Genomic DNA, 13,918 nt, shown 5'->3' on the forward strand with positions numbered 1-13,918 from the left:
TCCCACGGAATGCCGCTGTTGCTGTTGCTGTTGCTGTTGCTGTTGCTATTGCTTTTAAAGTTGCCGGCCAGCGGCCGGCACTACCGCGGGTGCAGGGCGCAGCCCTGCCGAACACCCTTACCGCAGTTGGCTGTCCTTGCTGCCCCGGCGGTTGTAGCCACTCTGCGCCTGTTCCTCTTCGTCGTGCGCCTGCTGACAGTTCACGCACAGCCGTACGCCAGGCACTGCCTGACGCCGCGCCAAGGGAATTGGCGCGTCGCATTCCTCACAGTGTTCCAGACCCGGGCCCTGGCGCAGCTGGCGCCGCGCGCGGGCAATCGCATCGTCGACGGTGGCGTCGATCTGGTCCTGGACCGCGCCATCTCCGGCCCAACCGGTAGCCATGGCCATCCTCCGCAGGTGTGTCGCCTGATATGGGGACAATACACCCACGGAAAAGGCATCTGCGTCCGCAGCGCTTCAGCAACCTGAGCAGAAAAGGGGACGGAGGGGATTACGTCGTTTGTGGCAGAAACGACGTAATCCCCTCCGTCCCCACTTTCTTACCAGACCAGGTCGTCGGGGACCTGGAACTGTGCGTAGTAGGCGTCGTCCTCGGCGTTGCCGGTGGAGATCTCGGCGCTGGAGCCGGGCGTGCCATGGTCGACGATGATGGCTTCCGGGGCGCGTTCACGCACCTTCTCCGCTGCCGCGCGTGGCAGCACCGCGTAGCCATCGCCATGGGCCACAATCACCAGCACGCCCACCGACAGTGCCTTGCGCAGCTTGGTATCGATCAACAGGGTGCGGATCACCGCGCCATCGCTGAAGCGGTACTCGTCCTCGCCCTTGTGCGGCACGGCGTGGGCGCTGATGATCTGCCTGGCCTGCGCCTTGCGCTCAGCCTGCTTGGCCTGCGCGTTGCGCTCGGCAGCCAGCGCACGGTCACGCTCGATCTTCTCGGCGCGCGCGCGTTCAGCTTCACGCTGGACCTCCGCCGACGTCGACTCGGCCTTGCCCTGGCGGGCCTTGGCCTGTTCACGCGCGGCGGCACTGGCCTGCGACTTCTTGGCCAGGCCGGCCTTGAGCAATTGTTCCTGCAGCGCGTTGGGCTTTGCCATGGTCGATACGTACCGCGTGTAATCTGGATGCCCCATTCTACCGACGCGCCGACGCCCCTGCATGGCTGTCCTGAAGTACCTCACCGGCTACCCCGAACCCCTGGTCGCCCAGGTCAGCGATCTGCTGGCACAGGGCAAGCTCGGCCCCTGGCTGCAGCAGCGCTACCCCGACCCGCATGAGGTGCGCAGCGACCGCCAGCTGTACGACTACACCCAGGACATGAAGGATCGCTACCTGCGCAAGTCGGTGCCGCTCAACAAGGTCTGCTACGACAACACGCTGGAGGTCATCAAGCATGCCTTGGGCACCCACACCGCCATTTCCCGTGTACACGGCGGCCGGCTCAAGGCCAGCCGCGAGATCCGCATCGCCACCGTGTTCCGGCAGGCGCCAGCCGCCTTCCTGCGCATGATCGTGGTGCACGAGCTGGCCCATCTGAAGGAGGCCGACCACAACAAGGCCTTCTACCAGCTGTGCCAGCACATGGAGCCGGATTACCTGCAGCTGGAGTTCGATACCCGCCTGTACCTGACCGAGCTGGCCAACCGCGGCCAGCGCTGAGCCGGCGTAGCGGCTACACTGCGCGCCCCCTGCCCGACCTTTCGCCATGGAACCGACCCGACTCGACAAACGCCTGTCCGCCCTGCTCGGCATCCCGCGTGGTGAAGCGCGGCGCTATATCGAGGGCGGCTGGGTCAGCGTCGATGGCGAAGTGGTGGAACAGCCGCAGCGCCCGGTGGACGAGAGCGCCAGCATCGTGGTGGCCGAGCAGGCCAGCGACAGCAAGGCCGAGCGCGCCAGCATGCTGCTGCACAAACCGGCGGGCGTGCCAGCCGATGCCCTGTGCGCGCTGATCCGCACCGAGACCCGCAGCGAACTGGATGCCAGCGACATCCGTCCGCTGCAACGGCATTTCCACGGTCTGCAGCTGGCATCCTCGCTGCCGGCCGACGACAACGGGCTGGTGGTGGTCAGCCAGGATCCGGCGGTGCTCGCGCACCTGCAGCGCAACCTGGGCCGCACCGAACAGGAGTACCTGGTCGAAGTGGCTGAAGGCGGCCCGGAACGTGGCCCGTGGCTGATGGCCCGGCTGCAGCATGAAGCAGGCGGCCCGAAGGTCAGCTGGCAGAGCGAGCAGCGCCTGCGTTTTGCAGGCAAGGGACTGACCGCGAAGGGCCTGAGGACTGCGGTGACGGCTGCCGGCCTGCAGGTGGTGGCCGTACGCCGCCTGCGCATCGGCCGGGTGGCGCTGGGCCCGCTGGCCGTGGGCCAGTGGCGCTATCTGGGCAGCGACGAGCGGTTCTGAGTCACGGCGCTTCATCCACGCATGGCGTGGATCTACTGGGGTGGCAGCTCATCCACGCGTGGCGTGGATCTACCGGTGACAGCTCATCCACGCGTGGCGTGGATCTACCGGTGACAGCTCATCCACGCGTGGCGTGGATCTACCAGTGACAGCTCATCCACGCATGGCGTGGATCTACCGGTGGCAGTTCATCCACGCATGGCGTGGATCTACCGCCATGCGTAGCCAGGATCTACCATCGGCGTCATGAGTCTGCGCAAACCTTTATGGCGACGCCTGCTGCGCGTGGCCGCGATCATCATCGCCGCCCTGCTTCTGCTGGTGCTGTCCGGCCTGCTGCTGGCCGACCACCTGGCCCCGCAGGCGCGCGGCGAAGCGTCGCAGATACTGCCGCTGCAACCTGCGCAGACGCCCATCGATCGGCAGATGATGCCCCTGCAGGCCGCCCATCCCGGGCAGTCTGGCGTAGCCTTCCTCAGCGATGGCATGGATGCGTTCGCTGCCCGCGCGATGATCACCGAGCACGCCGGCCGCAGCTTGGACCTGCAGTACTACATCTGGCACGACGACCTGATCGGCCACTTGATGGCCAAGGCGCTGTACGACGCTGCCGAACGTGGCGTGCGCGTGCGCATCCTGCTTGATGACATGAATGCCAAGGACAAGGATGCGCTGATGATGGCGCTCGATGCGCATCCCAACATCGAGCTTCGCCTGTACAACCCGTTCCGCAACCGCAGCGGCATGGCCCGCACGCTGGAGCTGGTGCAACGCGCCTTCAGCGTGAACCACCGCATGCACAACAAGAGCTGGATCGCCGATGGCCGCATTGCGATCGTGGGTGGCCGCAACATCGGTGAGGAATATTTCAGCGCGCGCAGCGACGTGAATTTCCAGGACCTGGACCTGGTGGTGGCCGGCCCGGCCGTGCAGCAGGCCAACCAGATCTTCGACGACTACTGGAACAGCGACGCGGCGATTCCGATCTCGGCGCTGGCGACCTATACCGATGCACAGCTGCGCCAGCTGGTGCGCCAGTCCGATCTGGACGCGCTGCATGCGCAGGCCCAACCGTACCTGCAGCGCGTGGCCGAGTCGCGCCAGCGCCAGCGTGCCAGCCCGGAGCCGCTGCACTGGAGCAGGCAGGTACGGATCGTGTCCGATCCACCGATGAAGCACCACGGCGATGCACACGACGACTGGCTGGTCACCGAGCTGGTCCAACAGCTGCAGTCGACGCGCTACAAGGCACTGTTGATCTCGCCGTACTTCGTCCCCGGCAGCGAAGGGCTGGACGGCCTTTCGGCGATGGCCGGCCGCGGCGCCCAGGTCGGCGTGGTGACCAACTCACTGGCGGCCAACGATGTGGCTGCCGTGCACGGTGGCTACATGGGCTACCGGGTGCCGCTGCTGAAGGCAGGCGTGCAGCTGTACGAACTGAAGGCGAACGGCCAGGCCGGTGACGGCAGCCTGTTCGGCAGCAGCGGCGCCAGCCTGCACACCAAGGCATTGCTGGTCGACGACCGGCGCGGGTTCGTCGGATCGTTCAACCTCGATCCGCGTTCGGCCTATCTCAACACCGAGATGGGCGTGCTGTTCGACGACCCGGTGCTGGGCGCACAGCTGCGCGCGGAATACCTGCGCCTGGCCAGCCCGGAACACAGCTGGTGGCTTGCGCTCGGCGCTGATGATGAGCTGCGCTGGCTGCAGCGCGAGCCGCCGCCGCACTGGGTCGATGCCGAGCCCGGCAGCAGCCTCGGCAAACGCTGGACGGCACGGGTGATCAGCTGGCTGCCGCTGGAATCCCAGCTGTAACGTCAGGGGGCGTTCCCCTCGCCATCGCCGTGCAGGCTTTCGTCCAGGGTTTCCACATTGCGCCCATGCAGGCGCCGCCAGATCCAGCGCAGCGCGTGTGGCGGCGCTGCCGGCAATTGTTCCAGCAAGGCCAGCATGCGGCCCTGGCTCGCATGCCCGTGCCGGCACAGCAGGCTGGCCGCCGCAGCGGCGCTGGCCAGGCGCAGGCTGTCGGCCAGCGGACCGTCTGCATCAGGCGCCAGGGCCTGATGCACCGGTTCGGGCAGTTCCCACGCTGCTGCCACCCGCTGCGCCAACGGCAGTGACCACTGCTGCAGCAACTGCAGGGCCAGCGCGGGCTCCACTTCTTCGCCACGCACCTGTGCTTCCTGCAGCAGTTGACGCATGACCAGCGCCGCGCCCAGGCCCTGCACCAGGCCCAGCCATTGCGCAGCGAAGGCATCGCCGAAGGTGACCGTGCGGGCGTGGTCGGCGGCCGCGCGCGACGCCAGCAGGGCGTGCTCCCATATGATCGAACTGAACTGCGGGAACACCTCGCACTGCACCTGCATCACCGGCTGCACCAGCACGGCGCTGATGATCTGCCGCACACCTTCGGTGCCGACCAGGGTCACCGCCCGCTGCAGGCTTTCCACGGGCCGCTCGTGCACCTTGTAGGCCGGGCTGTTGGCGATCCGGAGCAGGTTGCCGGTCAGCACCGGATCCTGGCCAATGATCGCCGCCATCACCCGCGCCGATGCAACGTCGTCATTGACCGTCTGAATCAGCTGCGGCAGCAGTTGCGGGCGCCGCGGCAGCTGCCGGGTAGCCCAGTCGCGGTCCTGCAGCGCGCGGTCCACCGCTTCGGCCAGGCCCGATGCGCTGACCGCCGCCGGTTCGCCTGCCAAGCGCGGATACAGGGCCAGCGCGTGCAGTCCGCGCTGCAGGTGGGCGGCGACCTCGGCCGCCGGCAAGGCGTCGCCCTGCAGGCTGGCCGCCGCGGCCGCCACGGCCTGGCGGGGGGCTGCGGCCAGGCGTGCCGGGGCCTGCCCGGTCAGCTGCGACAGCCAACGGAGCACAGATCGCCACCACGCTGCGGTCATCGCCGCCCATCCTGTCGTTGTCCTGCTGCCACTGCCTGCCCCTGCGCCTTCATCACATCCGGCGACCTGCCGTCGTCGCAGCATCGGCCGCACTTTCATCTTCTTTAACCCGGGCGCGTCCGGCGTCGACGGCATATCCCGGGCGAATGGACTAGAATGGCGCCGCGCGACCCGTCCCCCTGTACCGACGACGTCGCTTTTTTTGTTTTCGGACCCTACCGTTCATTGGCAGTTCGCCGCAGTTCACCGCAGATCGCGCCATCGGAGACCCCATGCTATTCGAAACCCTCGCAACCACCGGCCACGAACAGGTGGTGTTCTGCCACAACCAGGATGCCGGCCTGCGGGCAATCATCGCCATCCACAACACCACCCTGGGCCCCGCCCTGGGCGGGGTGCGCATGCGCCCCTACGCCAGCACCGACGATGCGCTGGCCGATGTGCTGCGGCTGAGCCGCACGATGACCTACAAGAATGCGCTGGCCGGTCTCAATGTCGGTGGCGGCAAGGCGGTGATCATCGGCGACCCCAAGGTCGACAAGACCGAAGTGCTGTTCCGCGCGTTCGGCCGCTATGTCGATTCGCTGGGTGGTCGCTACATCACGGCCGAGGACGTCGGCACCGACGTCAACGACATGGAGAACATCTACCTGGAGAGCCAGTTCGTCACCGGCGTGCACCAGGTCCATGGCGGCTCGGGAGATCCGGCGCCGTTCACCGCCTATGGCGCGCTGCAGGCGTTGATGGCCTCGATGCGCTTCAAGTTCGGCCATGAGGAAGTGGGCAAGACCAGCATCGCGGTGCAGGGCCTGGGCCATATCGGCATGGAACTGGTGAAGCTGCTGCGCGACCGTGGCGCCAAGCTGTACGTGACCGATCTGGACAGCGCGCTGGTGGATCGTGCAGTCAACGATTTCGGCGCCGAGGCAGTCAAGCCGGACGAGATCCACGAAGTGAACGCCGATGTGTTCGCGCCGTGCGCGCTGGAAGGCGCGATCAACGCTGACACGCTGCCGCGGATCAAGGCGAAGATCATCTGTGGCACCGCCAACAACCAGCTGTCCAGCCTGGAGATCGGCGACGAGCTGCATGCGCGCGGCATCCTGTATGCCCCCGACTACGCGGTCAACGCTGGTGGCGTGATGAACGTGTCGCTGGAAATCGACGGTTACAACCGCGAGCGCGCGATGCGGCTGATCCGCAGCATCTACCACAACCTGACGCGCATCTTCGAACTGTCGCAGCGCGAGAACATTGCCCCGCAGCGCGCGGCTGACCGGATCGCAGAAGCGCGCATCCTGTCGATCGGCAAGCTGAAGATGCCGCTGGGCCGCAGCACACCGCGCCTGGGCGACCTGCGCGGCGGCTGAGCGCCGCCCCCGGCAACCGGACGCGTGCCGACCGTGGGTCGGCACCGCCGGATGTACGCGCCGGGCAGCACGCCCGGCGCCATGATCAGAAACCGGTGCTGTAGCGCAGCGCCGCCTGACGTGCATCATCGCCACCCACGCGCTGGTCGATGCCCAGGCTCAGGCGGCCATTGCGGCCCCACCACGATTCCAGCGCTAGGCCGAACAAGGCACTGCCACGCGGTGCGTCAACACCGGCCAACGGCGCCCAGGCATCAACGCCGACGAAACTTGCCTGCCAGGCCTGTTCACCGCCATCCAGCCGTTGCTGCCATTCGGCATGGCCGCGCAGCGTCCAGCGCCCCCACTGCCGCTCACCCCGCAGGCCCGCCAGCATCTGGCTGCGCTGTGCACGCGACGCCTCACCGCGCAGGCCGAAGCCGAAGCCGCCCTGCTCGCTGAAGCCATCGGTATCCAGGCGGGTGCTGCTTGCCCCCAAGTACGGTGTCAACGACGCACCGATGCGCCCGAAACGATAGCCGCCTTCAACGCTGGCACTGCTGAAACGTCCGCCGTAGCGCGCGGACACACCGTAGGCACCGGCACCCAGCAGCAACTGGCGATCCAGTTCCCGGGTGAACTGGCCGGTGCCGAACTGGGCCAGCGCATAGCCACGCCCCAGGTTCCAGCCGGCATACAACTGCGCCTGCGCCTGGCGGTCACGCCCACGATCACCACTGAAGTTGCTGCCGCCGTTGCTGCGGGTTTCGCCAAAGGCCATGCCCAGCAGGCCGTTGCTGCCCAGTGCCACGTCCTGGCCGGCCATCCAGCCCTGGCTGTCGGCGGCGTTGCCGGCAAAGCTGCCCTGCCCGGCTTCACCCAGCGCGCTCTGCCAGGCGCCACGCAGCTTCGGCGCAGCCTGCACGCGGTCGAAGCGCTCGGCAACCGCGCGGCGCGACATGTCCACGCTGTCGAAGGTCGACGCTTCAGCGCGCGCATGCGCTTGTCCGGACAGGCTCTCCAGGCTCGCCGACAGGCCATCGGTTCCGCCAGACGTACGCTGCAGCGCGCCTGCGGCCACGCCGAACGCCGAGCCCTGCAGATCCGCATTGCGGTCCAGCGCGGTGAATGCCGACTGCACCCGCAGTGCCGATGCCTGTGCATTGGCGCCCAGGCCCGATGCGGCTGCCGAAACGTTGACCTGGGTCAGGTCCATCCACGCGTCGTTGCTGCCATAGCCGTACTGCGCCTGCAGCAGGGTCAGGCCGTTGGCGCCGGTGTTGGCCACCGGCGTGGTGAACGTGCCGTTGATACCGCCGTTGGCATGGACCAGACCCTGGCGGCTGCCGACCTGCGGCACGTAACCGGACACGATGCCATCGACCACGACGCCACCGGCCAGGCGCGCGGTGCCGGTCACCTGCAGCGCGTTCACCCCCAGCGCGACGATCAGCTGCGCATCCGGCCGCTGGCTGTAATTGCCTTCGATGGTCGCGGTGGTGTTGGCGTTGACCAGCACCACGCTGGCGCCGTTGTCGACGTTGCCGATCACCCGCGGCGTGCCGGGCATGAACTGCAGGCCGGCCATCGAGGCACCACCGGAACCGGAGACGCTCACGTTGGAACGGATCACGGCGCCACCGCGCAGGGCCAGGCTGCCGCGCTCGATGCGGGTCGCACCGCTGTAGCTGTTGTTGCCGCTCAGCTCCAGCCGGCCATCGCCGCGCTTGATCAGGCCGCCAGCGCCGGCGATGTCGTTGCTCCAGATCGAGCCCGAAGAGGCCGCGTCGACATTGACCGTGGCATCGCCCCAGTCGAAGCGGCCGGGACCGTTCACCGCCTTGCCGACGTTGAGCATGCCGTAGCCGTAGATGGGATCGACGCCCGGCGCACCGATGTCGGTGGCGGTGCCGAGCAGGGTCTGCCGTACCAGGTCGTTGTCGAAGTAGGGATAGCGCTGCCAGACCAGCGCCGCAGCACCGGAGATCAGCGGCGCGGCGAAGGACGTACCGTAGTTCCACAGGTACTTGCCGGTACCCGGCTCCGGAAACACCGCGCTGCCGGGAGCGGTCAGGCAATAGCGCGCGGCGTCGCCACAGGCATTGGCCCACGGCGCACGTTCACCGGGCTTGTTCGGATCGATCGCAGTAGCTACCAGCCAGCCTTTTTCCAGATCCGCTGCCGGCAGCGATCCGCCGAAGCCACGCTGGCTGGGCAGCGCGGCCACGCTGCTGGGCTGGTCGCGCCCTTCGTTGCCTGCGGCGAACACCACCAGGCCACCGTGATTGATGATGAAGGGGCGGTATTCGCCCGCGACCTGCGCAGTGGTGCCGAGGTCGGTCCAGTACAGGCCGCCCCAGGAATTGTTCATCACCTTCACGCCGTAGTTGATCAGGTCCTGGTGGACCCCGGCCACGCCCAGCGTGCCGCTGAAGGAGTTGCCCCGGCCACTGCCGTCATCCTTGGGCGTGGTGTCGGAAATGATGCGTGCCGAGACGATCTCCGCCCCCTGTGCGATGCCGCCGGGCCAGACCCCCACCGGTACACCGGCCGCCAGGCTGGCGACGGCCGTGCCATGGCCGAGCACGTCATCGACGTTGAGATTGTTGCGGCTCGGGTCGATGTAGTTGAGGTTGGCCACCACCCGTCCGTTCAGCGCCTCGGCACTGCGCAGCACGCCCGAATCGACGATGCCGATGCGCACGCCGCGACCGGTCGCGCCGGTGGCCTGTGCGGCACGCGCGTTGGTCTGTGCCAGATGCGCATCCACGGCCGGCTCCAGCGGTCTGGCAGCGGGAGGCGGGGTGACCGGGGGCGTGACCGGAGGCGTGGTCGGGGGCGGGTCGATGCGCACGTTGCTGCCGCCGCCTCCACCGCCACACGCCGACAGCGCCACCGCCAGCGCCGATGCCAGGACCGACCTTCCCATCGTCTTACGTTCCATCGTTTCCTTCCCATGAACGTTGGCCTGCCGCCATCCGGGCAGGCATCCAGTACTGCCCAGCGGCAGTCTTCGCCGACCCTCTATACTGGGCCGGCCCCCACGCAGTCTGCCGGGAAACGGCGCCGTATCCAACGCCCGTCGTCTCCTTTCCGAACATTGCTCACGCATCAACGAGATTGCCATGTCCAACATCGTCATCGCCGCCGCCAAGCGCACCGCCATCGGCTCCTTCCTCGGCCAGTTCAACGGCGTTCCGACCCCGACCCTCGGCGCGGCCGCCATCGCCGCCGCGCTGGAACAGTCGGGCGTGCCTGCCAGCGACGTCTCCGAAGTCCTGATGGGCTGCGTGCTGCCGGCCAATCTCGGCCAGGCCCCTGCCCGCCAGGCAGCGATCGCCGCCGGTATTCCGCTGTCGGTCGGCGCCACCACCCTCAACAAGGTCTGCGGTTCGGGCATGAAGGCCATCATGCTCGGGCATGACCTGATCAAGGCCGGTTCGGCCAAGGTCGTGGTCGCCGGCGGCATGGAGTCGATGTCCAACGCGCCGCACCTGCTGCCCAATTCGCGCACCGGCAACCGTTTCGGCAACTTCCAGGCGGTGGACCACATGGCCCACGACGGCCTGGTCAATGCCTATGACGGCAAGGCCATGGGCGAGTTCGCCGAATGCGCCGTGGACAAGTACCAGTTCACCCGCGAAGAGCAGGACGCCTACTCCATCGAATCGGTCAAGCGCGCGCAGGCAGCCCAGGCCAACGGCGCCTTCGCCGACGAGATCGTTGCGGTGAAGGTCGCCACCCGCAAGGGTGAAGTCGAGGTCGCCAGCGACGAACAGCCTGGTCGTTCGGACATTGCCAAGATCCCGACCCTGCGCCCGGCCTTCAAGAAGGACGGCAGCGTGACCGCCGCCAGTTCCTCCAGCATCTCCGACGGCGCTGCCGCCGTGGTCCTGCTGACCGAAGAAGATGCTGCCGCACGCGGCCTGCAGCCGCTGGCGCGCATCGTCGGCCATGCCACCCATTCGCAGGAGCCGGAGTGGTTCACCACGGCCCCGATCGGTGCCATCCACACCCTGTTGGCGAAGACCGGCTGGTCGCTGGACCAGGTCGATCTGTTCGAAGTCAACGAGGCCTTCGCCGTGGTGGCGATGGCACCGATGCGCGAACTGGGCATCCCGCACGACAAGCTCAACGTGAATGGCGGTGCCTGCGCGCTGGGCCATCCGATCGGCGCCTCCGGCGCACGCCTGGTGGTCACTCTGGTCAACGCATTGCGCACGCGCGGCGGCAAGCGCGGCATTGCCACCCTGTGCATCGGCGGCGGCGAAGCGACGGCTATCGCCATCGAGTTGATCTGAAAGGGTTTAACGTCTATTTCGCAAAAATGAATGCGGGATCGCTTGACACCCAATCTTGGCTTGTCATCATGTTGTCGGCGCGCAGCATGCGCGTTGCCTAATTCTAACGACGAGGATTTACACAATGAGCATCAACAAGCTGCTGGTCGCGATGTCCCTGGCTCTGGCTCTGGCCGCCTGCTCGAAGCAGGAAGCTGCCCAGGACGCCGCTGCTTCGGCCAACCAGGCCGCCACCGAAGCCCAGGCTGCTGCCGACCAGGCCGCCGCTGCTGGCGCCCAGACCGCCGACGCTGCCCAGCAGGCCGCTGACACCGCCGCCACCGCTGCTGACGCTTCGGTCGACGCCGCTGCCCAGGCTGCTGGCGCTGCCACCGACGCCGCTGCTGGCGAAGCCAAGGACGCCGCCAAGGCTGCCGAAGCTACCGCTGAGCAGGCCAAGGACGCTGCTGAAGAAGCCAAGAAGTAATAACTTCTTTCTTCAAGCTGTTCTGAAGAAGCCGCTGGTTCGCCAGCGGCTTTTTCTTTGCGCGCAGTTCCGTGCGCAGGTCACCACTAGGTCTTCACAACGGTATGAATAGGCTGGCGTCCCCATCCATTGCAGTACCGGAGACCGCCATGAAGATCCGTCCGCTGACCACTACCCTGCTGGCCGCCTCCCTGCTGCTCGCACTGGCTGCCTGCAAGGGCCCGGAAGCCGAACAGGCCAAGCAGGATGCCGCGCAGGCCGCCGACAGCGCCGGTGTCGCCGCACGCGATGCCGTCGACAAGGCCGCTGCCGCCACCCGCGACGCTGCCGACAAGACCGCTGCCGCCTCTGAACAGGCTGCCGCCGATACCCAGCAGGCGCTGGACAGCGCCGCAGCCGCGACCGCCACCGCCGCCGACAAGGCCAAGGTCGCAGCCACCGATGCCGCCGCCCACGCCAGCGACGCCACGGCCGATGCCGCGCAGAAGGTTGCCGACAAGGCCCGCGATGTTGCTGACGACGCCAAGGCCACTGCCGCCAAGGAAGAAGCCAAGCACTAAGGCCTTCGCGTTCGTCGGGCATCGCCCGGCGCAACCGGAAAAGCCGCGGCATCGCCGCGGCTTTTCTGCTTTTCGCTTCTTCTGTTGATTCCGTGCTGGGCGCGCACGGAAACCGTCCAAGGCCGCGCGGGTGGGCTGCGCAGGGGCGTAAGCGCCATGAATGGCGCGACCGAGCCTAAATGGTCGTATTTACGGCGCCCCCTGCGCAGCCCACCCGCGCGGCCCTGCTCACACTCCAGCAGCGCCCACCACGAGGGGCTTCGCCGTTGGCCGTCACCTACGGCAGCGCACGCGCCAGCATCGCCGCCACATCCAACCCCGCCGGCAGCGTGCCGAATGCCAACCCATGCTCGCCGTGCAACCGGCTGCGGATGAACGCTTCGGCCATTGGACTGCGTGCACGCAGCAACAGCGCCGCCTGCAGCAGCAAGGCAGTGCGTTCGCAGAAGACCCGTGCCTGTGCCTCCTCCGGCGCCGCCGCATCGCGCCACTGCTGCAGTGCCGACGCATAACGCGCATCACGATCGGCCACCGCCTCCAGTTCACCGTGCAGCGCCGCCAGCACCTCCGGCTCGCGCGCCAGCGCGCGCAGCACATCCAGGCACTGGATGTTGCCGCTGCCTTCCCAGATCGAATTCAACGGTGCCTGCCGGTACAGCCGCGGCAACATCGATTCCTCCACGTAGCCGGCACCGCCCAGGCATTCCTGCGCTTCGTTGACGAACGCAGGTGCGCGCTTGCATATCCAGTACTTGCCCAAGGCCGTACCCAGCCGCGCGAGCGCGGCCTCGGCCGGATCGCTGCCAGCGCGATCGACCGCGCGTGCGATGCGCATAGCCAGCACCGTGGCCGCTTCCGATTCCAGCGCCAGATCGGCCAGCACGTTGCCCATCAGCAGATGGTCCATCAGTGGCTTGCCGAAGGTGCGCCGATGCCGCGCGTGATGCAGCGCCTGCGCCAGCGCCATGCGCATTTCCGCCGCCGCGCCCAGCATGCAGTCCAGCCGGGTCATCATCACCATGCCGATGATGGTGGCCACCCCGCGTCCCTCCTCGCCCACACGCCAGGCCTGTGCGCCACAGAACTCCACTTCGCTGGATGCGTTGGCCCAGTCGCCCAGCTTGTCCTTCAAGCGCATCAGGCGGAATGCATTGCGATCGCCGTCGGCCAGGCGCCGTGGCATCAGCAGGCAGGTCAATCCGGCCGGCGCCTGCGCCAGTACCAGGAAGCCATCGCACATGGGTGCGGAGAAAAACCATTTGTGGCCGATCAGCCGATAGCGCTCGCCGTCGATGGGTTCGGCGCGGGTGGTGTTGGCGCGCACATCCGAACCGCCCTGCTTCTCGGTCATGCCCATGCCCAGGGTGATGCCGGCCTTGTCGGCCACTGGCACATCGCGCGGGTCGTATACCGGTGCGGCGGCCTTGCGCGACCACTCGGCCAGATGCGGCTGCCCGCGCAGCACGGCTACCGCGGCGTGGGTCATGGTCAACGGGCAGCTGGTGCCGGCCTCGGCCTGGTGGTGCAGGTAGCTCAGCGCAGCGCGCGCGACATGCGCGCCGGGCTGCGGCTCGTGCCAGGACAACCCTGCCACGCCATGTTCCTTCGCCGTCTGCATCAACTGGTGATACGCCGGATGGAATTCCACGGTATCGATGCGATGGCCCTGTGCATCATGGGTACGCAGGCGTGGGCGATCGCGGTTGGCGTCGAAGCCGATGCGGTACAGCGCGTCGCCGGCCAGCCCTCCGTACACCGCCAACCGCGGTGCGAACGCCGCCGCGCCCTCGCGCTGCACGGCCTCCATCAATGCGATGTCGTCGGTCCACAGCTGCCGGCCGGCGAACGGCGGCGGCTGGTTGAGCACCACATGGGTTTCGTAGGGGGCGCTGCTGTTGAAGCTCGGTCCACTCATCGGTTCCTTCCCCGCCGGCAAGA

General features: G+C 67.6%; 12 protein-coding genes. 7 read left to right on the plus strand and 5 right to left on the minus strand.

Annotation, left to right across the window (positions count from 1 at the left end; genetic code table 11):
* Positions 1–117: 117 nt before the first annotated feature.
* Together CR918_RS13400 and CR918_RS13405 are read right to left on the minus strand one after the other, a co-directional pair.
* Positions 118–384 (minus strand): DksA/TraR family C4-type zinc finger protein, encoded by a 267-nt coding sequence (locus tag CR918_RS13400; RefSeq protein WP_025879161.1) that lies wholly within the window; start codon positions 382–384, stop codon positions 118–120.
* A gap of 158 nt (positions 385–542) precedes the next feature.
* Positions 543–1,100, minus strand: a complete 558-nt coding sequence (locus CR918_RS13405) for a DUF2058 domain-containing protein (protein WP_033831722.1) — start codon at positions 1,098–1,100, stop codon at positions 543–545.
* 61 nt (positions 1,101–1,161) lie between these two features.
* On the opposite strand from CR918_RS13405, the gene CR918_RS13410 reads away from it, so the two are divergent.
* From CR918_RS13410 to CR918_RS13420, 3 genes are all read left to right on the plus strand, one after another.
* Complete coding sequence (locus CR918_RS13410; RefSeq protein ID WP_059064772.1) at positions 1,162–1,662, plus strand: M48 family metallopeptidase; 501 nt, start codon at positions 1,162–1,164, stop codon at positions 1,660–1,662.
* Between the two features lie 46 nt (positions 1,663–1,708).
* On the plus strand, positions 1,709–2,407 hold the full coding sequence (locus CR918_RS13415; RefSeq protein WP_025879164.1) for an RNA pseudouridine synthase: 699 nt from the start codon (positions 1,709–1,711) through the stop codon (positions 2,405–2,407).
* Positions 2,408–2,653: 246 nt separating this feature from the next.
* Positions 2,654–4,222 carry a phospholipase D family protein gene (locus CR918_RS13420; RefSeq protein WP_099843261.1) on the plus strand — a complete coding sequence of 523 codons (1,569 nt, stop codon included), beginning with the start codon at positions 2,654–2,656 and terminating at the stop codon, positions 4,220–4,222.
* A gap of 2 nt (positions 4,223–4,224) precedes the next feature.
* Here the strand turns inward: CR918_RS13420 and CR918_RS13425 are convergent, their stop codons facing one another.
* Complete coding sequence (locus CR918_RS13425; protein ID WP_059064774.1) at positions 4,225–5,304, minus strand: HDOD domain-containing protein; 1,080 nt, start codon at positions 5,302–5,304, stop codon at positions 4,225–4,227.
* A gap of 272 nt (positions 5,305–5,576) precedes the next feature.
* Between CR918_RS13425 and CR918_RS13430 the strand changes: the two genes are divergently transcribed.
* Complete coding sequence (locus CR918_RS13430; protein ID WP_025879167.1) at positions 5,577–6,674, plus strand: Glu/Leu/Phe/Val dehydrogenase dimerization domain-containing protein; 1,098 nt, start codon at positions 5,577–5,579, stop codon at positions 6,672–6,674.
* 85 nt (positions 6,675–6,759) lie between these two features.
* Here CR918_RS13430 and CR918_RS13435 read toward each other — a convergent pair whose 3' ends face one another.
* The gene (locus CR918_RS13435) at positions 6,760–9,597 is read right to left on the minus strand and encodes a S8 family serine peptidase (RefSeq protein WP_099843263.1); all 2,838 of its coding nucleotides are present in this window, start codon (positions 9,595–9,597) and stop codon (positions 6,760–6,762) included.
* Positions 9,598–9,778: 181 nt separating this feature from the next.
* Here CR918_RS13435 and CR918_RS13440 point away from each other — a divergent pair, with 181 nt between their 5' ends.
* The 3 genes from CR918_RS13440 to CR918_RS13450 all read left to right on the plus strand — a co-directional run bounded on the left by CR918_RS13440 (position 9,779) and on the right by CR918_RS13450 (position 11,980).
* Entirely contained in the window at positions 9,779–10,954 is a 1,176-nt protein-coding gene (locus tag CR918_RS13440; RefSeq protein WP_025879169.1) for a thiolase family protein, read from the plus strand.
* A 124-nt stretch (positions 10,955–11,078) separates the two neighbouring features.
* A complete protein-coding gene (locus tag CR918_RS13445) occupies positions 11,079–11,420 on the plus strand; it encodes a hypothetical protein (RefSeq protein ID WP_025879170.1) in 342 nt (113 codons plus the stop codon).
* A 149-nt stretch (positions 11,421–11,569) separates the two neighbouring features.
* Positions 11,570–11,980 (plus strand): hypothetical protein, encoded by a 411-nt coding sequence (locus tag CR918_RS13450; protein WP_025879171.1) that lies wholly within the window; start codon positions 11,570–11,572, stop codon positions 11,978–11,980.
* A gap of 277 nt (positions 11,981–12,257) precedes the next feature.
* Here CR918_RS13450 and CR918_RS13455 read toward each other — a convergent pair whose 3' ends face one another.
* Positions 12,258–13,895, minus strand: a complete 1,638-nt coding sequence (locus CR918_RS13455; protein ID WP_099843265.1) for an acyl-CoA dehydrogenase family protein — start codon at positions 13,893–13,895, stop codon at positions 12,258–12,260.
* Positions 13,896–13,918: the final 23 nt, after the last annotated feature.

It is taken from the genome of Stenotrophomonas indicatrix (genome assembly GCF_002750975.1).
Taxonomy (GTDB): domain Bacteria; phylum Pseudomonadota; class Gammaproteobacteria; order Xanthomonadales; family Xanthomonadaceae; genus Stenotrophomonas; species Stenotrophomonas indicatrix.